The organism is Labrys monachus (assembly GCF_030814655.1).
Taxonomy (GTDB): Bacteria; Pseudomonadota; Alphaproteobacteria; order Rhizobiales; family Labraceae; genus Labrys; species Labrys monacha.
This window is the reverse complement of sequence record NZ_JAUSVK010000001.1, coordinates 4,470,868-4,489,429: the sequence shown is the minus strand read 5'-3', so window position 1 is coordinate 4,489,429 and position 18,562 is coordinate 4,470,868. Positions and strand designations below refer to the sequence as shown.

Annotated in this window: 18 protein-coding genes; 7 read left to right on the top strand and 11 right to left on the bottom strand. The window is 66.5% G+C overall.

Annotation, left to right across the window (positions count from 1 at the left end; all coding sequences use genetic code 11):
* The first annotated feature begins 36 nt into the window (after positions 1-36).
* The 3 genes from J3R73_RS20505 (at position 37) to J3R73_RS20495 (ending at position 2,504) form a co-directional block, all read left to right on the top strand.
* Positions 37-762 (top strand): ABC transporter permease, encoded by a 726-nt coding sequence (locus J3R73_RS20505; protein WP_307431099.1) that lies wholly within the window; start codon positions 37-39, stop codon positions 760-762.
* 1 nt (position 763) lies between these two features.
* Positions 764-1,561, top strand: a complete 798-nt coding sequence (locus J3R73_RS20500) for an ABC transporter permease (RefSeq protein ID WP_370879969.1) — start codon at positions 764-766, stop codon at positions 1,559-1,561.
* A gap of 73 nt (positions 1,562-1,634) precedes the next feature.
* Complete coding sequence (locus J3R73_RS20495; protein WP_307431097.1) at positions 1,635-2,504, top strand: NAD(P)-dependent oxidoreductase; 870 nt, start codon at positions 1,635-1,637, stop codon at positions 2,502-2,504.
* 244 nt (positions 2,505-2,748) lie between these two features.
* Here the strand turns inward: J3R73_RS20495 and J3R73_RS20490 are convergent, their stop codons facing one another.
* From J3R73_RS20490 to moaA, 6 genes are all read right to left on the bottom strand, one after another.
* On the bottom strand, positions 2,749-2,961 hold the full coding sequence (locus J3R73_RS20490) for a hypothetical protein (protein ID WP_307431094.1): 213 nt from the start codon (positions 2,959-2,961) through the stop codon (positions 2,749-2,751).
* Between the two features lie 94 nt (positions 2,962-3,055).
* Positions 3,056-3,841 carry an enoyl-CoA hydratase-related protein gene (locus J3R73_RS20485; protein WP_307431091.1) on the bottom strand — a complete coding sequence of 262 codons (786 nt, stop codon included), beginning with the start codon at positions 3,839-3,841 and terminating at the stop codon, positions 3,056-3,058.
* 18 nt (positions 3,842-3,859) lie between these two features.
* The gene (locus tag J3R73_RS20480) at positions 3,860-4,789 is read right to left on the bottom strand and encodes a DMT family transporter (protein WP_307431087.1); all 930 of its coding nucleotides are present in this window, start codon (positions 4,787-4,789) and stop codon (positions 3,860-3,862) included.
* Positions 4,789-5,670, bottom strand: a complete 882-nt coding sequence (locus J3R73_RS20475) for a DMT family transporter (RefSeq protein WP_307431085.1) — start codon at positions 5,668-5,670, stop codon at positions 4,789-4,791. Before J3R73_RS20475 ends, J3R73_RS20480 begins: the two co-directional genes overlap by 1 nt.
* Before the next feature lie 157 nt (positions 5,671-5,827).
* On the bottom strand, positions 5,828-6,967 hold the full coding sequence (gene solA, locus J3R73_RS20470) for an N-methyl-L-tryptophan oxidase (RefSeq protein WP_307431083.1): 1,140 nt from the start codon (positions 6,965-6,967) through the stop codon (positions 5,828-5,830).
* 3 nt (positions 6,968-6,970) lie between these two features.
* The gene (moaA, locus tag J3R73_RS20465) at positions 6,971-7,966 is read right to left on the bottom strand and encodes a GTP 3',8-cyclase MoaA (RefSeq protein WP_370880107.1); all 996 of its coding nucleotides are present in this window, start codon (positions 7,964-7,966) and stop codon (positions 6,971-6,973) included.
* A gap of 229 nt (positions 7,967-8,195) precedes the next feature.
* On the opposite strand from moaA, the gene J3R73_RS20460 reads away from it, so the two are divergent.
* From J3R73_RS20460 to J3R73_RS20445, 4 genes are all read left to right on the top strand, one after another.
* Complete coding sequence (locus J3R73_RS20460) at positions 8,196-8,564, top strand: gamma-butyrobetaine hydroxylase family protein (protein ID WP_307431082.1); 369 nt, start codon at positions 8,196-8,198, stop codon at positions 8,562-8,564.
* Between the two features lie 326 nt (positions 8,565-8,890).
* On the top strand, positions 8,891-9,547 hold the full coding sequence (locus tag J3R73_RS20455; RefSeq protein ID WP_307431079.1) for a Fe(II)-2OG oxygenase family protein: 657 nt from the start codon (positions 8,891-8,893) through the stop codon (positions 9,545-9,547).
* Complete coding sequence (locus J3R73_RS20450; RefSeq protein WP_307431074.1) at positions 9,544-10,497, top strand: hypothetical protein; 954 nt, start codon at positions 9,544-9,546, stop codon at positions 10,495-10,497. Before J3R73_RS20455 ends, J3R73_RS20450 begins: the two co-directional genes overlap by 4 nt.
* A gap of 61 nt (positions 10,498-10,558) precedes the next feature.
* Complete coding sequence (locus tag J3R73_RS20445) at positions 10,559-12,598, top strand: ATP-binding protein (RefSeq protein WP_307431071.1); 2,040 nt, start codon at positions 10,559-10,561, stop codon at positions 12,596-12,598.
* Between the two features lie 307 nt (positions 12,599-12,905).
* On the opposite strand, the gene J3R73_RS20440 is transcribed toward J3R73_RS20445, so the two are convergent.
* From J3R73_RS20440 to J3R73_RS20420, 5 genes are all read right to left on the bottom strand, one after another.
* Complete coding sequence (locus J3R73_RS20440; RefSeq protein ID WP_307431068.1) at positions 12,906-13,286, bottom strand: hypothetical protein; 381 nt, start codon at positions 13,284-13,286, stop codon at positions 12,906-12,908.
* A 277-nt stretch (positions 13,287-13,563) separates the two neighbouring features.
* Positions 13,564-14,274: a L,D-transpeptidase gene (locus tag J3R73_RS20435; RefSeq protein WP_307431065.1), complete on the bottom strand. Its 711-nt coding sequence runs from the start codon at positions 14,272-14,274 to the stop codon at positions 13,564-13,566.
* 383 nt (positions 14,275-14,657) lie between these two features.
* Positions 14,658-15,098, bottom strand: a complete 441-nt coding sequence (locus J3R73_RS20430; RefSeq protein WP_307431062.1) for a lipid-binding SYLF domain-containing protein — start codon at positions 15,096-15,098, stop codon at positions 14,658-14,660.
* Between the two features lie 1,368 nt (positions 15,099-16,466).
* On the bottom strand, positions 16,467-17,489 hold the full coding sequence (locus tag J3R73_RS20425; RefSeq protein WP_307431059.1) for an LLM class flavin-dependent oxidoreductase: 1,023 nt from the start codon (positions 17,487-17,489) through the stop codon (positions 16,467-16,469).
* 217 nt (positions 17,490-17,706) lie between these two features.
* Positions 17,707-18,474 carry a helix-turn-helix domain-containing protein gene (locus tag J3R73_RS20420; RefSeq protein ID WP_370879968.1) on the bottom strand — a complete coding sequence of 256 codons (768 nt, stop codon included), beginning with the start codon at positions 18,472-18,474 and terminating at the stop codon, positions 17,707-17,709.
* Between the last annotated feature and the right edge of the window lie 88 nt (positions 18,475-18,562).

Below are 18,562 nucleotides of genomic sequence, written 5' to 3'. Positions count from 1 at the left end.
AAGGGCGGCGGCGTCCTTCCATGTCTGCAGGTGCCGATGGACCAGTTCTTGAGCCTGCTCCAATGGGGTGACAAGGGATGGAGCGATGAGATCTTCCGGGGCGCCTGCCTGACGCTCGCCCTCGCCGTGTGCACGTTGCCGTTCGGCCTCCTCATCGGCCTCGTCATGGCGCTGGCGAGAGCCAGCGGCAATTGGCTGGCGGGGGCGGCCAGCAATCTCTACACGACGCTGTTCCGCTCGCTTCCCGAACTCCTGACCATCCTGATCGTCTATTACGGCGGCCAGAGCCTTCTCAACAGGCTGCTGACCCCGGTGCTCGGCGAGAACCCGAACGTCCAGGTCAACAGTTTCGTCGCCGGCATGGTGGCGCTCGGCCTCGTGCTCGGCGCCTTCTCCGGCGAGGTCTGGCTGGGCGCGCTCAGGGCCATCCCCCGCGGCCAGCGGGAGAGCGCCTATGCCCTCGGGCTGAGCCGCGCCAAATGCTTCCGCCTGGTGGTGTTCCCGCAGCTCGTCAGGCTGGCCCTTCCCGGCCTCGGCAACAACTGGATGATCCTGCTCAAGGATACCTCGCTGGTCTCCGTCATCGCCCTCAGGGATCTCATGTATATCAGCAAGACCGCGGTGATCGCCAATCCGAGCTATTCGTTCCAATTCTATCTGCTCTGCTGCGTGGTCTATCTGCTGATGGCTCTGGCGTCCGGGCAGGCGATCAAATGGCTGGAAATGCGCGGCGATCGCGGCCTCGTGCGGGCGAGGGCCTGAGATGGAAGGGCTTGCGTCCGGCTTTCTGTGGCTGGCGGGCGCCGTCGGCTTCGACACCGGCATGATGACGACCTACGGCGCGAAGATGATCGCCGGATGCGGCACGACGCTGCTGATCGTCGTCCTGACCATGCCGATCGGGGCGGCGATCGCCTGTCCCCTCGCCATGGCGCGAATGTCGAGGAACCCGGTCCTGCGCAATCTGGCGGCCGGCTACATCTATGTCTTCCGCGGCACGCCGCAGCTCGCCCAGCTGTTCCTGATCTATGCCGGGCTCGGCACGCTCTTCCTCGCCTGTCGCCCCGCCCTCGAGGATCTCGGCCTGTGGAAATATTTCCGCGAGGGCTTCTATTACGTCATCTTCGCCTTCTCGCTCAACACGGCCGCCTATCAGGCGGAGATCCTGCGCGGCGGCATCGAATCCGTCGCGCGGGGGCAGAGCGAGGCCGGGCAGGCCCTCGGGCTGCATCCGGCCCAGATCTTCCGCAAGATCGTGCTGCCGCAGGCGCTGATCGTCAGCCTCCGCCCCTACGGCAACGAGCTCATCCTGGTGATCAAGGGCAGCTCGGTCGCCTCGCTCGCCACCGTCCTCGACGTGATGGGGCAGACCCGGCTGGTCTTCTCGCGCACCTATGACTTCGAGGTCTATCTATGGGCCGCGATCATCTATCTCGTCACGGTCGAGGCCATCCGTCGCCTGTGGGATGCGATGGAGAACCGCATGACGCGGCATTTGCGGCATGCGCCCATCGGGGCTAAAGCGGGAGCCATGCCCGGGGAAACGGCGGCGGCGGCGTAGAAGGCCTGCCGTCGGTCTCGGCCCAGCCGCCCCGGGGGACCCCGGTCGACCGACCTTTCAGGAGTTTTGAACGATGAAATTGGCCTTCCTCGGGCTTGGCGTCATGGGCTTTCCCATGGCCGGCCATCTCGTCCTTCGCGGCGGACACGACGTCACGGTCTATAACCGCAGCCCCGCCAAGGCGCAGGCCTGGGTGGAGAAGTTCGGCCATCGCAGCGCGCCGACGCCGGCCGAGGCGGCGTCGGGCGCCGATATCGTCTTCGCCTGCGTCGGCAATGACGACGACCTTCGCTCCGTCACGCTCGGCGCCGCCGGCGCCTTTGCCGGCATGAAGCCGGGCGCGATCTTCGTCGACCATACGACGGCCTCCGCCGAGGTGGCGCGCGAGCTCCATGCCGAGGCCGCGAAGGCGGGCCTCGGCTTCGTCGACGCCCCGGTCTCCGGCGGCCAGGCCGGCGCCGAGAACGGCGTGCTCAGCGTGATGTGCGGCGGCGAGGAGGCCGTCTATGCCACGGCGCAGCCGGTGATCGCCCATTACGCCCGCGCCTGCGAGCTGATCGGGCCGCCCGGCGCCGGGCAGCTGGCGAAGATGGTCAACCAGATCTGCATCGCCGGCGTGGTGCAGGGCCTCGCCGAAGGCCTGCATTTCGCCAAGAAGGCCGGGCTCGATATCGAGCGGGTGATCGGCGTCATCTCCAAGGGCGCCGCCCAGTCCTGGCAGATGGAGAACCGCTGGAAGACCATGCGCGAAGGCTCCTTCGCCTTCGGCTTCGCCGTCGACTGGATGCGCAAGGATCTCGGCATTTGCCTCGACGCGGCGCGGCAGAGCGGCGCCCGCCTGCCGGTCACCGCCCTGGTCGACCAGTTCTACGGCGATGTCCAGGTCATGGGCGGCCGGCGCTGGGACACCTCCAGCCTCATCGCGCGCCTCGACAAGGAATGATCGGGCGCGCGCCCTTGTATTCTCCGGCAGCGTGCCCTACATAGGGTACAGAGTGATCGGGACGGACGCGTTCGGATACTCAATCGATGAAGCGGCCCTACCACGGATGTACTGGAGGGATGGCGCGTCGAAATGAAGAAGCCGGCGTTTCGCCGCAACGGTTCGATCCCGGCTCCTGTCGCAAGGCAACCCCGTCAGAAATGGCGGGGTTTCGTTTGTCCGGGGTCCCGCACAGCCGCCGCCTTCAGTTGCGCCGGATGAGGAAGAACCATCCGACATAGGCGGCGATGGCGAGCGCGATCACCACCATGATGATTTCCTTGGTGTCCGCCGACAGCGCCGCGTCGCGCTGGGCCTGCATGTAGCGGCTCGACAGCTCCGGATTGCTCATCAGATAGGCGGAGGCGATCGCGAACACCGCAAGGATGGCGATCCAGATCCAGCGCGACTTGCTCACGGCATATCCTCGGTTCACGACGGCCCGTCGTCGGGCGAAAGTTACAGGCAGCTTCTTAGCAGTTCACGTTAAGAAACGGCAATCGTCGCCGGCGTCAATGTCCCTGGAAGCGGGGCGGGCGCTTGTCGAGGAAGGCCGCGATGCCCTCGGCGAAATCATCCGACGCGCCGGCCCGCGTCTGCAGCGCCGCCTCGAGCGCCAGCTGGGCCTCGAGGTCGTTGCCGGCGCTGGCGAGCACCGCCTCGCGCGTCAGCCGCATCGCCAGGCCCGGTCCCTTCGCCAGCTTCGCGGCGAAGGCGGCGACGTCGGCGGCGAAGCTCTCGTCCTCGAACACGCGGTAGACGAGGCCGAGGCGCTCGGCTTCCGTCGCCGTGATCGGATCGGCGGTCAGCATCAGCGCGAGGGCCCGCTTGGCGCCGACGAGGCGCGGCAGCAGCCAGGTGCCGCCGGCATCCGGAATAAGGCCGATGCGGGCGAAGGCCTGCTGCAGGCTCGCCGAGCGCGCCGCCAGCACGATGTCGCAGGCGAGGGCGATGTTCATCGCCGCACCGACCGCCGGCCCGTTGAGCGCGGCGATCACCGGCTTGGGCGAGGCCATGATGCGGCGGATCAGCGGGTTGTAGTCGCGCTGCAGGGCCTGGCCGAGGTCGACGACGCCGTTCTCGTCGTGCGGCAGGCTTTCGGTGAGGTCCTGGCCGGAGGAGAAGGCCCGGCCCCTGCCGGTGAGCACGATGACCGCGACGGCCTCGTCGCGGGCGGCCTCGTCGAGCGCGGCGCGCAGCTCCGCATGGAGGGACGCCGTGAGGGCGTTCAGCCGGGCCGGGCGGTCCAGAGCGAGCGTGCAGACGGCATCCAGGCGTTCGACCATGAGTTCCGGCATCGGCTCCATCCTCTCCCGTTACCGGCCCTCGGCGAGGGCCGCCTCGATCGCCCGCCGGCGGCGAAATTCGTGCTGGGCGGTATAGAGGCCGGTGGCGGCGATCAGCGCCATGCCGGTGCCCGCCCATAGATCGGGCCGGTCGCCGAACACCGCAAGCCCGGCCGGCACCGACAGGGCGATGCTCGAATAGCGGAACGGCGTCACCACCGACACTTCGGCGCCGCGATAGGCGGCGATCACCAGCGCATGGCCGCCGGCGAGGCTGAAGCCGCCGAACAGGAGCACCAGCACCATCGCCGGGGAAAGCGGCTGCCAGGTCTCGACCGCCGCGCCGGCAAAGCCCGCCAGCGAGACGATGATCGTGGTGCCGAGGGTCGCCAGCAGCGTCGGGATGCCGGCGGCCATGCGGTGGGTGGCGATGTCGCGCATCGCCGTCAGCGAGGCGCTGAGCAAAGTGGCGAATACGAAGAGGTTGAGGCCGCGCGCGGTCGGGTGGGCGACGAGCACCACGCCGGCAAAGGCGGCGAGGACCGCCAGCCAGCGCCGCCGGCCGACGCTTTCCTTCAGCACCAGCGCCGACAGCGCCAGCAGGATCAGCGGCGCCGTCTGGCCGACGGCCGTCGCGGTGCCGATCGGCACATGGGCGAGGCCGACGATGGAGCTCAGCGCCACCATAACCTCGATGCAGCCGCGCAGGGCGATCGGCCCCTGCGCGAGGCGGTGCAGCTGCCGGCCCATGCCGTTGGCGAGGATGAGCCCGAACACGAAGAGCGAGGCCGACACGCCCCGCAGCGCCATGATCTCGCTGGACGGCATCAGCGCCGTGCCGAGCTTGACGAAGGTGTCGTTGGCGAGGAAGCAGCCCATTGCGGCGATCATCAGCAGGATGCCGCGCTGGTTGGCGCGCTGTGTCGCCGCATCGGCGGGCATGACGGCGAGGCTGGACATCAGGCGACCGCCTCGACCCGGCGAGGCGCGGCGAGCAGCAGCGCCAGCCCGCTCGCGACGATCAGCACCATGCCCGCGAGGGCGAGGGGATTGGGGATCTCGCGCCAGACGACGAAACCGGCGATCACCGCCCACAGGGTGAAGCTGTAATAGAAGGGCGCCACCACGCTTGCCGGGGCGTTGCGGTAGCTCATGAAGATCGATACCTGGCCGAGCATCACCGCGAGCCCCGAGGCCATCATCATCAGCCATTGCGGCGCCGCCGGCGGGATCCATCCCCCCGTGTGGAACGAGGCATAGCCGGTGGTCGCCGCCATGACGGCCGAGGTCGTCAGCATCACCACGAAAGGTGGGATCGAGGCCGGGATGCCGCGGGCGACGAGGTCGCGCAGCACGACGATCGCCGCCGTGAGGAAGGCGAAGAGCGCCGCCGGCGACAGGCCCGAGGCGCCGGGCTGGGCGACGAGCACCGCGCCGAGGAAGCCGAGACAGACAAGCACCGCCCTCTGCGCGCCGATGCGCTCGCCGAAGACGAGCGCGAGCGCCAGGATCATCAGGAGCGGCGCCGTCTGGCCGATGGCGATGGCATCGGCGATCGGCATCTGCGCGAGGGCGATGATGTAGACGAAGGTTGCCGCCGCCTCCCCGGCGCCGCGCGCGAAGGAGCGCCAATGCAGGGCGCCGCCGGCCCTGCGCCACTGGCCGGAGAGGCCGACGAGGCCGGCGCAGAAGACGAGGCCGAACAGGCTGCGCAGGAAGACGGCCTGGAAGAACGGCATGTCGTGCGCGGCGAGCTTCATCAGGCTGTCGCTGACGATGAACAGGCCCGTCGCGAGGACCATCGAGGCGATGCCGGACCAGGGAGAGCGGGCGAGTGTCATGTCCAGCGATGCTTCGGGCGGCCGTCGCGAGGCAGCCGGGCCCCGGCGGCCGCGCCCCGGGAGGGGCGGCGGCGGGCAGGGCGCTCAGGCGGCACGAGGCGGCGAAGAGGATGCCCCATCTATGCATTTCGCCGCGATTTGGCAAAGATGAATCGGTTTAGCGCCCGATAAAACGCTGCAGCGAGAACATCGAGAGATCGAAGGGGCTGGCGCCCCGCGTGGCGAGGTCGGCCAGCACCTCGCCGATGACGCTGGCGAATTTATAGCCGTGCCCCGAGCAGGGCGAGGCGACGACGACCTGCTCGCAGCCGGGCAGGGTGTCGATGATGAAATGCTCGTCCGGCGTCATCGTGTACATACAGGCCTTGAGGCCGAGCAGCGAGCCGTTCGCCGCGGGGATGTAGTCGGCGAGGCAGGCGCGCAGCTGCTCGCGGTGGCCGGGCGAGGGCAGGCGCGTCGGCGTGTCGGGATCGTAGACGTCGTTGCCGTAATGCGGCGAGCCGAGCTTGAAGCCCGGATGCTGCCAGAGCGGAAAGCCGTAGAAATGGCCGCCCTCCGTCTCCAGGGTGAAGACCGGGAAACGCTCGGGCGCGAACAGCGCGGGCTGCAGCGGGCTGAACCAGCCGAGCGTCTGGCGGATCACCGTGGCCGAGGGCTTCAGCGCGGGAACGATGTCGCCGATCCAGGCGCCGGGCGACAGGATGAGCCGGCCCGCCTCATAGGTGCCCTGGTCGGTGCGCACGCGCACGCCGCCGCCGGCGGTGGCTTCCCAGCCGAGCATCGCCTCGCAGCCATGGATCTCGGCGCCGTGATGCAAGGCGAGGGCGGTATGGGCGATGATGGCGCGCTCGGAGGCGACGAAGCCCGATTGCGGCTGGTAGAGGCCGACATGGTCGGCGCCCGGCCGGAAGGCCGGGAAGCGCCGGGCGATGGCCTCGCGGTCGAGCAGGTCATAGGCGAGGCCGTGGTCGCGGCAGGCCGTCTCGGCGTTCTCGACGATGCCGGAGCCCTGCCGCCCGATGTCGAGGGCGCCGACCTCGAAGAACAATGGCTCGCCGGCCGCCTTGCCGGTCTCGATCCACAGGTCGCGCGCCCGGCGCACCAGCGGCACATAGGCCGAGCCCTCGAAATAGGCGAGGCGCAGGATGCGCGTCAGCCCGTGCGAGGAGCCCATGGCGTGGCCGATCTCGAACTTCTCCAGGCCCAGCACCCGCACGCCGCGCTTGGCGAGCTGGTAGCAGGTGGCCGAACCCATGCCGCCGAGACCGACGACGATGACGTCGAACGTGCCGCTCATGCTTCAGCCGCCCGTCATGCTCATATGGCGGCTCACCGAGGGCTGCTTCGTGCGGCGGTCGATGATGAAGTCGTGCCCCTTGGGCTTGCGGGCGATCGCCCGGTCGATGGCCTCGTCGAGGAGGCCGTTGGATTCGGAGGCGCGCAGCGGCGACCTGAGATCGGCGGCATCCTCCTGCCCGAGGCACATGAACAGCGTGCCGGTGCAGGTGATCCGCACGCGGTTGCAGCTTTCGCAGAAATTATGCGTCATCGGCGTGATGAAGCCGAGCCGCCCGCCGGTCTCGGCGACGCGGACATAGCGGGCCGGCCCGCCGGTGGCATAGGGGATGTCCTCGAGGGTGTAGCGGTCGAGCAATTGGGCGCGCAGCACCGAGAGCGGCAGATATTGGTCGACGCGATGGCCGGAGACGTCCCCCAGCGGCATCACCTCGATGAAGGTGAGGTCCATGCCGCGGCCATGCGCCCATTCGATCAGCCGGAACGCTTCCGTCTCGGTCATGCCCTTGACGGCGACGGCGTTGATCTTGACGGCGAGGCCGGCCTCCTGCGCCTTGTCGATGCCCTCCAGCACCTTGGCAAGGTCGCCCCAGCGGGTGATGGCCCGGAAGGCGTCGGGGTCGAGCGTGTCGAGCGAGACGTTGACGCGCTCGACGCCGCAGCTCTTCAGCTCGGCGGCGAAACGCGCCAGCTGCGAGCCGTTGGTGGTGAGCGTGAGTTCCTGCAGGCGGCCGCTGTCGAGATGGCGCGACAGCGAGCGGAACAGCGTCATGATGTCCCGGCGCACCAGCGGCTCGCCGCCCGTCAGGCGCAGCTTCCTCACGCCCTTGGCGATGAAGGCCGAGCACAGCCGGTCGAGCTCCTCCAGCGTCAGCAGGTCCTTCTTCGGCAGGAAGGTCATGTCTTCGGACATGCAGTAGACGCAGCGGAAATCGCAGCGGTCGGTGACCGAGACTCGCAGATAGTCGATGGAACGGCCAAAGGGGTCGATCATCGGCAGGCCCGCTGCCATTACGCGATCATCCAGCACGTCGTCGACTCCAAGGGGCATATCCCCCGTTTGTTTCTTGTAAGGGCAATAGCGTGGGGGCGTAAAGCCGGCTTGTGCAAATCCGCCTTGCGCCTCCCTGTTCCACCTCCTATGTGGCCCGCAGGCGCGCATTTTCAAGCGCGCGGCCCCGCGCCGGCCGCAAGGCGATGCCGCGGGCCGATCGCGAGGGGATGACGACATGACCGCCTGGCCGACCGAACTGCGCCTCTCCGAGGACAAGAAGACGCTGACCGTCAGCTTCGACGACGGGCAGACCTATGCCCTCGGCGCCGAATTCCTGCGCGTGATGTCGCCCAGCGCCGAAGTCCAGGGCCACAGCGCCGCCGAGCGCAAGACGGTGGGCGGCAAGATCAACGTCACCATCCTCAGCGTCGACCCCGTCGGCAACTACGCCGTGCGCCTCGGCTTCGACGACATGCACAATACGGGATTGTTCACCTGGACCTATCTGGCTGAGTTGGGGCGCGAGAAGGAAACCCGCTGGGCGGCTTATTTGGCCGAGCTGCAGGACAAGGGGCTGTCAAGGGAGCGGCCGGGGCAGAGGTAGGGGCGGGGGGGATCTCGAAGGATTGGGACGCATGTCTCCTTTGTAGCCATTGCGTCCATTCGGGATGGGTGGGTGAAATCTGGCTATTGACCCCTTCTGAGACGTTGGGAGCGTCCGCTGTGGGGCCGTAATCGGACTGTCGAGCCTTCACGGCAGTTACGAGAAAGCTGCCCTTCTGCAGCCGACCTCTTGTCTGCCGTTTCGACGGAAATGTCCCTACCATATTACGCACGTTGATCCTGAGCAAATACGCGCTGTACACTTCCAGCAAAAAGGTTGACCAAAGAGGAGGTTGCTGTGCGTCGTGCCAAACACCGCGTGCCAGAATGTCATTAGAAATCAGAGACGAGATCCGCAAAAGCGGCTACATATTTTTCAGCAGTCATCGGCCGAACGACAGCATCGTCGAGATAGCGGAGGATTTTGGCAAGCCCTTGGAACCATGGGAAGATGGACTCGTCCAGACGCTCGTGCCGCTCAGCGAGGCTGCGCCGAACAGCTATAGCGGCATTTTCGGCCTCAATCGTTTCCCTTTTCATTCAGATCTCGCCCACTGGCGCACGCCACCGCGCTACCTCCTTTTGCGTTGCGTCGCTGGCTATTCAGATATCCCGACGTTGCTGATCGACGGGCACGACCTTATCGACGCCGTCACCCTCGACATTCTGGCGCGCGCCATCTTCAAACCGCGAAGACCGCGTGACGGGAGCATCTCGCTCCTGCGCCTTTGCGAGCCTGTCGAAGATGTCGTGCGGGTTCGCTGGGACGAGGTTTTCCTGAAACCGGCGAGCAGGATCGGCGAAGCCGCCGACCTCCGTGTTCGCGAATGGCTTTCGACATGCACGCCGACGGCGATGTCGCTGGCCAAAACTCACGACACGCTCCTGATCGACAATTGGCGGATGCTGCATGCCCGCTCGCCGATCCTTCCAGGGGGCGAAAGCCGGGCGATCGAGCGCGTGTATCTGGAGGCGCTGCATTGAAGAAGTCAATTTCACCCGGCGCGACGCCGGCCTCGTGCGATCCGGACGCGCTCTATCTCAAGGCAGAGCGCTACATCCAGCATATAAGCGCATTCAACAGCGACGACTGGGAATATGCCCTGTGGTCCAGCCTTGCGCTCGAATTTCTCGCCCGCGCCGCGCTCGCCAATGTCAGTCCCGCCCTGATCGCGGACACCGACAAGAGCTGGTCGAGCTTGTATCACGCGCTGGGTTTCACGCCCACGGAGGAGCGGTTCGCGCCAAAATCGATCGCCGTCAGCGAGGTCTTCAAGCGGCTCACTGCCATCCTCCCGGATTTCGCCAAAGAGCATGAAAGCTTTGGCGTCCAGCACACGGGCCGCCGCAACGCCGAGCTTCATTCCGGCGAGCTTGCCTTCGACGGGGTAAAGGGATCGTCCTGGCAGCCGCGCTTCTATCAAACCTGTGAGATTCTCCTCGCCTCCATGGGTGCGACGCTTAAGGATTTCCTCGGGGAGGAGGAGGCGAATGTCGCGACGAAATTGATCGCCGCCGCAGTCGACGAAAGCGCGAAGGCGGTGAAGGGCGAAGTCGATGCCCACAAAAAGGTCTGGCTCGCCAAGCCCAGCGATGAGCGCGACACACTGACCACACAGGCAGCGGTCTGGGCCACGCGGCATGCCGGCCATCGCGTCGATTGTCCCGCCTGCACCTCCCAGGCACTCGTTTGGGGCGAACCGGTCTCCGCGCCACAGCAACGGCTGAGCGACGGCGAGATCACCGAAACCCAGGAATTTCTGCCTGAACGGTTCGAATGCGTCGCGTGCGGGCTCAAGATAAACGGCCTGTCGCGTCTCGCGGTGGTTGGCTTAAGCGATCGCTACAAGAAAACGCAAGTCTACGACGCTGCCGAATATTATGCGCCGGAAGATGACTATTCCGGATACGAGGATGACAACAACGAACGCTGAACGTCGTCGCTCGGCGCGGTCGGCGTGGGAAACTGGCCCGGTTAGGGGCTCGGGAGGGTAAATGGCCGGCGAGGAACATGTATCCGTCGCGGTGAGAGATGATTTCGTCGCGCGGCAGACCAAGGCGAAGCCGGTGCCTGCGCTTGCGGAGTTGCTATGGAACAGCCTCGATGGCGACGCCACCGAGGTATCGGTCGAGTTCGCGCACAACGATCTCGCAGGCGGCATGTCGAAAATCGTCGTCTACGACAATGGTGACGGATTTTCCCGCAGCGACGCCCGTGCGCTGTTCGGTAATCTCGGCGGCTCGTGGAAACGCCACGTTCGCCAGACCAAGCGCAACCACCGCATGATCCACGGCCAGGAAGGGCGCGGCCGCTACAAGGCGTTCGCCATCGGCCAGTCGGTCACCTGGAAGGTCTGCTATGACGATCCGTCCGGGCGTAAGGCGTTCGAGGTCCGGCTCCTCGAGGCCGATCTCACCGACGTCACCATCACCGAGGAAGCGCCAGCACCCGGGCGCTCAACGGGGGTCATCGTCGAAATCGACGACCTCCGGCGTGATTTCAAGACCTTCGAGAGCGAAGACGGCCTTCAGGACCTGAACGAGATTTTCGCGCTCTACCTGATGAACTATCGAGGCGTGTCGATCTCGATCACCGGCCATAGGCTCGATCCCGAGAATGTTATCGCCAGTCACCACAAAGCGTCACTGCCGCCAATCGAGAAGGATGATGGCGCCCGGCACGATGTCGAGCTCGAAGTCATCGAATGGCGAACGGATGCGCGGCGAGTCCTCTATCTCTGCTCCGCGAGCGGCTTTCCGTTCGATCAAGTCGAAACGCGCTTCCACATTCCCGGCTTCTCTTTCTCCGCATATCTGAAATCTACCTATGTCGAGGAATTGCACAACGAAGAACGCGTTGCGCTCTCGGAGATGGATCCCCTGCTGAGCGCAGCCGTCGAAAATGCCCGCTCGGCAATCAAGGACTATTTTCGCGAAAAATCGGCGGAAAAGGCGCGATCCTTGGTCGACGAGTGGATCGCCGAAGACGTCTATCCCTATCGCGGCACGCCGCAGAACGCCGTCGAGAAGGTCGAGCGTCAGGTGTTCGACATCGTCGCGGTCCAGGTTCAGGAGCTTGCGCCCGATCTTGGCATCAGCTCGGCAAAGGCGAAGGCGCTGCACCTTCGCATGCTGCGCAACGCCATCGAGCGCGGACCGGAGGAGTTGCAGCTCATCCTGAAGGAGGTTCTGGACCTGCCGGCCCGTAAGCAGAAGGAGCTTGCGAACCTTCTGCAGGAAACGACGCTGTCCGCGATCATCACCGCCGCCAAGACCGTCGCCGATCGACTGAAGTTCATATCCGCGCTCGAGTCGATCGTCTTCGACCCGGAAACCAAAGGCCGATTGAAGGAACGCACCCAGCTCCACAAAATCCTCGCCGAAAATACCTGGGTGTTCGGCGAGGAGTATAACCTTTGGGTGAGCGACAAGGATCTCCGTCGCGTCCTCGAAAAGCATCGCGACCATCTCGATCCGAACATCGCGATCGACGAGCCAGTGAAAGTGATCGGCAAGGCGCGCGGCATCATCGACCTGATGTTCTCGCGCTCGACGCGACGGCATCGTGCCAACGACATTGAGCACATGATCGTCGAGCTCAAGGCGCCGAAGGTGAAGATCGGCGCCGACGAGATCACGCAGGCAAAAAAATACGCGATCGCCGTCACGTCAGACGAGCGGTTCTCGACCGTCGACGGCGTGCGCTGGCACTTCTGGCTGGTCTCCAACGCCTATGACGACTTCGCAAAGCATGAGATCGAAAGTGGTCCAGATCGCGAGCGCCGCCTGATCGCGCGGGGGCCGCGGCATATCGTCGGTATCAAGACCTGGGGCGAGCTCATCGAGGAAAATCGGGCTCGGCTTCAGTTCTTCCAAGAGCATCTGCAGCATTCCGCCGACGAAAGTACCGCGATCAGATATCTGCAGGAAAAACATAGCCAGTTTCTGGAAGGTGTCATCGTCGAAGACGCCGACGAAGATGGTGGCGATCAGCCGAGGGCTTTGGCGCCGGATGCGGCTGAGAGAAGTGCTTAGCTAGAATTGAGGTACTAGCAGCTGGTCGCCCCGCAGTAGCGGAGTGTCGGGTAACTCGTTCTTCCCGCGAAAGGCTGCCAGTCGGCTTCCCACTCAAACGCGCGATCGTCGCTATATGAATAGACGTCAGCTTTCGGGATCGACGCCAGAGTAAGTGAATGTCCACTTAGGGGCGCGGAGATGAATGTCCGCTATTCGGCTGCGAGCGAATGGCTTTTCCTGGCGCCATCTCGGTAGCGTATCCCACAGGCAATCCCTCGCGGTGGGCCGCCCCGTCCGGCCCTCGTCGCTGCCCGTCCCAGTCCCCTCAACCCGCCTGTTCCCGCTCCGTTGCCTTTTCCTGGTCGGCGAATTGGCCGAGCAGCCCGAGGGCGCGTTCGGCGAGGTTGGTCAGGATGAGAATGGCGCCCTTTTGCGCCATCGACAGGTCCGGTTCGGCCGCCAGATAGGCCTGGCGGAGGGGCTGCATCACGTTTGCGCGGTCGCGGGTTATGGCGTGGAAATGCTCCCGGGCTTCGGGGGATGCCTCGTTCAGGGCCTCCAGCATCGTCAGCACCACCGCATCGAGGCCTTCGACGATGGTGCCGGCGAGGATGCCCGAGGGGGCGTCGTGGTCGATGCGGAGGGCGGTCGTCGCGAGATCGATCACCGTCCGGCCGAGGCCGCCAAGCAGGCGGTGGCTGTTCATTATCCCGTTCAGCCCGGTCATATCCTTGGGGGCTCAGCGAGGCCTCCCGAGGTTTCGCGAGACATCACGGATTTCGCCGGCAGCATCGTGACGGTCTGGTTGAGGCGATCGATGGCGTGGCTGCAATTCCCGGTCGCGCGGAATGAGGCTGAGCCATCGAATTCCGATTGTTCGAATGCGATGGCGGTTTTCGCATAGATGCCTTCAAGGCGAAGCGATCGGGTTCCGCCCTGCCGCGGCTACGCATCCGAACGTCGCGGCAGGCCGAAGCCGCCGCCTACGCCGGCAGGACGATCACCTTCGTCTTGACCGGCGTGCGCGGATAGAGGTCGAGCATGTCCTGGGTGAGGAGGCCGGTACAGCCGCTCGTCACGCCGGTGCCGATCGATTGGGGCACGCTGGTGCTGTAGATCGTATAGAGCGTGTAGGCGCCGTTCTGATAGAGGTAGAGCGTGCGGGCACCGAGCGGGTTGCCGAGGCCGCCGGGCATGCCACCGGCATATTTGCGCGCCTCGGGCTGGCGCGCCATCATCTCCTTGGGCGGCGTCCAGGTCGCCCATTCGGCCTTGCGCCCGACATAGGCTTCGCCGCTCCACAGGAAGCCTGCGCGGCCGACATTGGCGCCATAGCGGGTGGCGCTGCCGTCGCCTTCGATGCGGTAGACATAATGCTTGCCGGGATCGATGATGATGGTGCCGGCGGCTTCCTTGCTGTCGTAGCGCACCCTGCGGCGATAATATTTCGAATCGAGCTTGCCGAGATTGACCGCCGGAACCGGGAATTTCTCGTCGGGCACCGGCCCGTAGATCTTCTCGGCCTCGGCGAGGCTCATGCCGTCGGTCGCGCAGCCGGCGAGCCCCAGCGCGCTCATCCCGACGGCGGCAGAGCCGAACAGAAACGACCGGCGATCGAGAAGTCCCGCCCGGAGGCCCGGCCGGGCAACCTTGTCCATCTCGCCGGCACCGGCAATCCCATCGTCCATGATCATGATCTCGGAGTTCCCTTGTGTCGTTGCCCGCCCGGAGAAGCCATCGGCATATACCCCAATTCGGATACCGATGCATCTCTTCGGCGTGCCTCCGAGAAGGAACCAGCCGGCGGCGACAAACAATGACGGTGACGTTGGGGGAGGGCTGGCGCTCCGACACGGCGCCCATCCTCACTCAAAGTCACCGTGATTCAGATCTTTACGTCAGCCGGAGCATAAGCCTGGCCGGGGCAGGGAAGGGGACGGGCCCACTTTGCTCGCGCGAGCCTGGTGTCTCGCCCCCCACCCTTCCATTCCCTCCCCACAGGGGGGAGGGCAGGCCCCAGCGTTGCGCTTCACGATTCGAGATTAGCGCACATGGCCCAGGGGCCCGGGAAAGGCCCTTACTTGACGGTGATCGCGAGGCCGGTGACGTCGGCATTGACCTGCAGGCCGACCTGCCTGCCGGTGAGTTCGAGCTGGGCGCCCTTGCCATTGGTCATGACGATCATCTGGGCGCCTCTGATGACAGCGCCGCCGCCGCCCGCGGCACCGTAGACGCCCGCCACATCGCTGACGCGACGGATATGCGTAACCCGGCCGTGGAAATAGGTCTTGGAAGCGCCGAAGGCGAGGCCTCCCGAGATGCCGCCGATCGAGACGGGATAGCGCCGGCCATGGAAGGTCAGCGTGCCCTGGCCGCCGGAGCCGCCCACGAAGAACGCAGCCTTGTAGACGGCGAAGCTGATCGTGCCGCTATCGGCATAGGCGGCCCCGGCCGAACTGATGCCTGCTGCAGCGATAGCCGCCACGGCGATGGAGCGAAATCTGGATGAAATTTTCATGATGCCATTCTCTTCGGATCGCCGCCTACCCCGTGAGCAGGGTACGCCAGCGTCATATCAAAGCTACGACTTAACGATACCGCCCGTCATTGGTTCCATGCGCCCGGCCGAATCCGGCTTCGAGAGATCGGCGTTCCTGTAACCCCGGCTGCAGCAAGGGGGTGTTTCCCAGGGAAGGGCAGAGGCAGGAACAAAACGAGTACAAACCTTGACATCCGCCCTTTGCCATGGCCTACTTTCCCTCGGAACGAAGCGCGGCGGGGCCAAGGTTCGCGATACCGCCCCGTGCCTTCCACCCACTCCGGCCGATCCCGGTTCGCCTGCGGCGCGCCAGCCGCATTGAGGCGCCTGTCCGCTCTGTCATGGTGTTGGAAACCATGGCTGGGCCGGCGCCGAAAGGGATCGCTGCAGACCGCCCCATTGCGTCTTCTCCAGGCGCGATGCCGGGACCGCCGACATCCGGTAGCGCCGGGTGTGCGATCACCCGGCCGTCAGGTCTGTACACGGGGCTTGATGAGGAACTGTGCCGGGATCGGGCCGCCTTCGGGCCTGCCGCAGATCCCGCGCGAGACAGGAGAGGCGCCGGCCTTCCAGGCCGGATCGCCTTGTCGGACGCCGGCGGCCGGCAAACCCGGCCCGCAGCGTCCGCGGCCGCAGCAGCACGGGGACCCGGCTGCCCGGCCGGCGGGGTGCGGCGAAGATATAAGCCGTCCGCCAAGGCCCCTGTCCCGCCCGTTCCGTGGGTGAGGCTTGCGCGTCCCAACGGCTTCCCTGGCCCGGAAGCGGTGAAGGGCGCGAGGCCTGTCCGGCAGGACTGGTGATGGAGGGAACCGTGCCCTCCGGCGCCGGCGATGCCTCCCGTCCGGCACTCTGGGGTCAGGCCGAAGGCTTGGTCCGGATCGATGGGAGAGAGCCGGGCTTCGGCGCGTTGCCTGTTGGCGCGCCCCGGCCTGGCGGGAAAGGGGCGACGGCGGCCTTGCACAACATGCGAGGCCACGATTCCTCACGACCACGATCCTATACCGCACCACGGCTGACACGAGACCAGCCGTCGTCGCCCCGATCTTCCCTTGCGCAATCCGGCCCGGACAGGGCGCGGCGACGAAGACGCGTGCCCGGGCCGGTCCGACGTTCTTCCCTGGGAGCGCCTTCCCTGGGACCGCGGGCGTCTCGCCCGCTCTTGCCAACCCCCAAGTGCGACGTTTCAACCTCCGGGCGCGGCGTTTCCAGAGCGGGCGAGACGCCCGCGGTCCCAGGATAGATGCCGACCCCCAAGTGCAATGTTTCAACCTTCGAGCGCGGCGTTTCCAGAGCGGACGAGACGTCCGCGCACCCGGGAGAGGCCGCATCTCGACCGGCGGGCGCGCCTCAGCGCCAGCCGAGCGCGGGGGCGACCTGTTTCAGGATCGCCTCGATGACATGCGCGCAATAGGCGACACCGAGCTGGTTGGGGATGGTCAGCAGCAGCGTGTCGGCTTCGGCGACGGCTTCGTCCTGCCTGAGCTGCTCGACGAGGCGGGCCGGCTCGGCGGCGTAGCCGCGGCCGAAGATCGCCCGGGTCTTCTCGTCGATGAAGCCGACCTGGTCGGCCTCCTCGCCGCCGCGCCCGAAATAGGCGCGGTCGCGATCATCGACCAGCGGGAAGATGCTGCGGCTCACCGAGACCCTCGGCTCGCGCGCATGGCCGGCCTCCTTCCAGCCGGCACGGAAGATCCGGATCTGCGCGGCCTGCTGGACGTGGAAGGGCTCGCCGGTCTCGTCGTCCTTGAGCGTCGAGCTCTGCAGGTTCATGCCGAGCTTGGCCGCCCAGGCCGCGGTGGCGTTGGAGCCGGCGCCCCACCAGATCCGCTCGCGCAGGCCCTCGGAATAGGGCTCGAGGCGCAGCAGGCCCGGCGGGTTGGGGAACATCGGACGGGGATTGGGCTGGGCAAAGCCCTGGCCGCGCAGCATGTCGAGCAGGACTTCGGCATGGTGCCGGCCCATGTCGGCGTCGCTCTGGCCCTCCGCCGGGCGATAGCCGAAATGGCGCCAGCCGTCGATGACCTGCTCGGGCGAGCCCCGGCTGATGCCCAGTTGCAGGCGGCCGCCGGCGATGAGGTCGGCCGCGCCGGCATCCTCGGCCATGTAGAGCGGGTTCTCGTAGCGCATGTCGATCACCGCCGTGCCGATCTCGATGCGGCGGGTCTTCGCGCCCGCGGCGGCCAGCAGCGGGAAGGGCGAGGCGAGCTGGCGGGCGAAGTGGTGGACGCGGAAATAGGCGCCGTCCGCGCCGAGCTCCTCGGCCGCGACGGCGAGATCGATCGATTGCAGCAGGGCGTCGGCGGCCGTGCGGGTCTCGGACTGCGACGAGGGCGTCCAATGCCCGAAAGAGAGAAAGCCGATCTTCTTCATGGGGGACGTCTCCTGCCGATGCTGCGGATACTGCTTTAGCCGGGCCGGCGGCCGACGCCAAGGGCGCGGACCGCAGGGCAAGGCGCGACGCTGGAGGGGCGATCACCGATCGCCCTTCCCGGAAACGCCGAGTACGCCGGAAGGGAAGAGGTCGATCGGTGATCGACCCCAAGCGCGGGCCGAGTCGACGCATAGGCCCCTGCGGGCCGCGGAAAACCTAGTTCCCCGCCTTGAACAGCGCGAATTCCTCGTCCGTCACCCGCGCGAGATGGGCCCGGTAGCCGCCATAGCTCGGGTGATGCGGGGCGATGCGGCCGAGGGCGGGCTCTTCCTGGCCGCCGCCGGCCATCGGCACCAAAGCGATCGCCGTCGAGATCGGGGTGAGCTGCGTGCCGCGGCCGGCGCGCAGGGTGGTGAGGATGCCGTACATCTCGCCCGTCATCGTCGGGCGCCCGATCATGGCGAGGCGGTATTGCCCGTGCCGGGAGGTGACGAGATAGATATGCCCGGACTGGTGCGGCACCGACACCCAGCCCTGCTGGTTGAACGCCGCGTCGAGGCGGTCCTGCTCGTGGAAGACCAGGCAGGAGGCGGCCTCGCTCCAGGTGATCTCGGTGCGGTAGGCGAAGATCGCCTCGGCGTCGCCGAAGGACGGGCGCAGGGTCAGATAGGGGCCGACCAGCCAGGCGATCGCCGCCCGCGCATAGGAGCCGAGATGCTCCGGCGCCTGGTCCGCCGCCGCCTTCGCCCCGATGTCGGCCGGCTCGGGCCGGCGCAGCCGGGTGCCCAGCGCCTCCTCGAGCCGGATCGTCGTCGCCACGGTGAAGGGGCGCCGGCCGGACAGGGCCTTTTCCAGCGTGGACAGGCTGATCTTGGCCTTCTCGGCCAGGGTCTGGCGCGAGATGCGCCGGCGCGCCAGTTCCTCGCGCACCGCCGCCGCGATCGACCGGCTGCCTTCGCTGGAAAATTCGCTGTCGGTCTTCACGATGGGCGGCCCGTTGCTCGGCGCGGGCGGGCTGTTCCCGCACATTCGCGTAGAGATGCGTACATTGCGGCACAAGGCCCGTGCTGAC

Bases quoted from the DNA above. Each gene is read 5' to 3' on its own strand.
- J3R73_RS20505 (WP_307431099.1), top strand. From the start codon at position 37: ATGGACCAGTTCTTGAGCCTGCTCCAATGGGGTGACAAGGGATGGAGC.
- J3R73_RS20500 (WP_370879969.1), top strand. From the start codon at position 764: ATGGAAGGGCTTGCGTCCGGCTTTCTGTGGCTGGCGGGCGCCGTCGGC.
- J3R73_RS20495 (WP_307431097.1), top strand. From the start codon at position 1,635: ATGAAATTGGCCTTCCTCGGGCTTGGCGTCATGGGCTTTCCCATGGCC.
- J3R73_RS20485 (WP_307431091.1), bottom strand. From the start codon at position 3,841: ATGCCGGAACTCATGGTCGAACGCCTGGATGCCGTCTGCACGCTCGCT.
- J3R73_RS20480 (WP_307431087.1), bottom strand. From the start codon at position 4,789: ATGTCCAGCCTCGCCGTCATGCCCGCCGATGCGGCGACACAGCGCGCC.
- J3R73_RS20475 (WP_307431085.1), bottom strand. From the start codon at position 5,670: ATGACACTCGCCCGCTCTCCCTGGTCCGGCATCGCCTCGATGGTCCTC.
- solA (WP_307431083.1), bottom strand. From the start codon at position 6,967: ATGAGCGGCACGTTCGACGTCATCGTCGTCGGTCTCGGCGGCATGGGT.
- J3R73_RS20460 (WP_307431082.1), top strand. From the start codon at position 8,196: ATGACCGCCTGGCCGACCGAACTGCGCCTCTCCGAGGACAAGAAGACG.
- J3R73_RS20455 (WP_307431079.1), top strand. From the start codon at position 8,891: ATGTCATTAGAAATCAGAGACGAGATCCGCAAAAGCGGCTACATATTT.
- J3R73_RS20445 (WP_307431071.1), top strand. From the start codon at position 10,559: ATGGCCGGCGAGGAACATGTATCCGTCGCGGTGAGAGATGATTTCGTC.
- J3R73_RS20440 (WP_307431068.1), bottom strand. From the start codon at position 13,286: ATGAACAGCCACCGCCTGCTTGGCGGCCTCGGCCGGACGGTGATCGAT.
- J3R73_RS20435 (WP_307431065.1), bottom strand. From the start codon at position 14,274: ATGATCATGGACGATGGGATTGCCGGTGCCGGCGAGATGGACAAGGTT.
- J3R73_RS20430 (WP_307431062.1), bottom strand. From the start codon at position 15,098: ATGAAAATTTCATCCAGATTTCGCTCCATCGCCGTGGCGGCTATCGCT.
- J3R73_RS20425 (WP_307431059.1), bottom strand. From the start codon at position 17,489: ATGAAGAAGATCGGCTTTCTCTCTTTCGGGCATTGGACGCCCTCGTCG.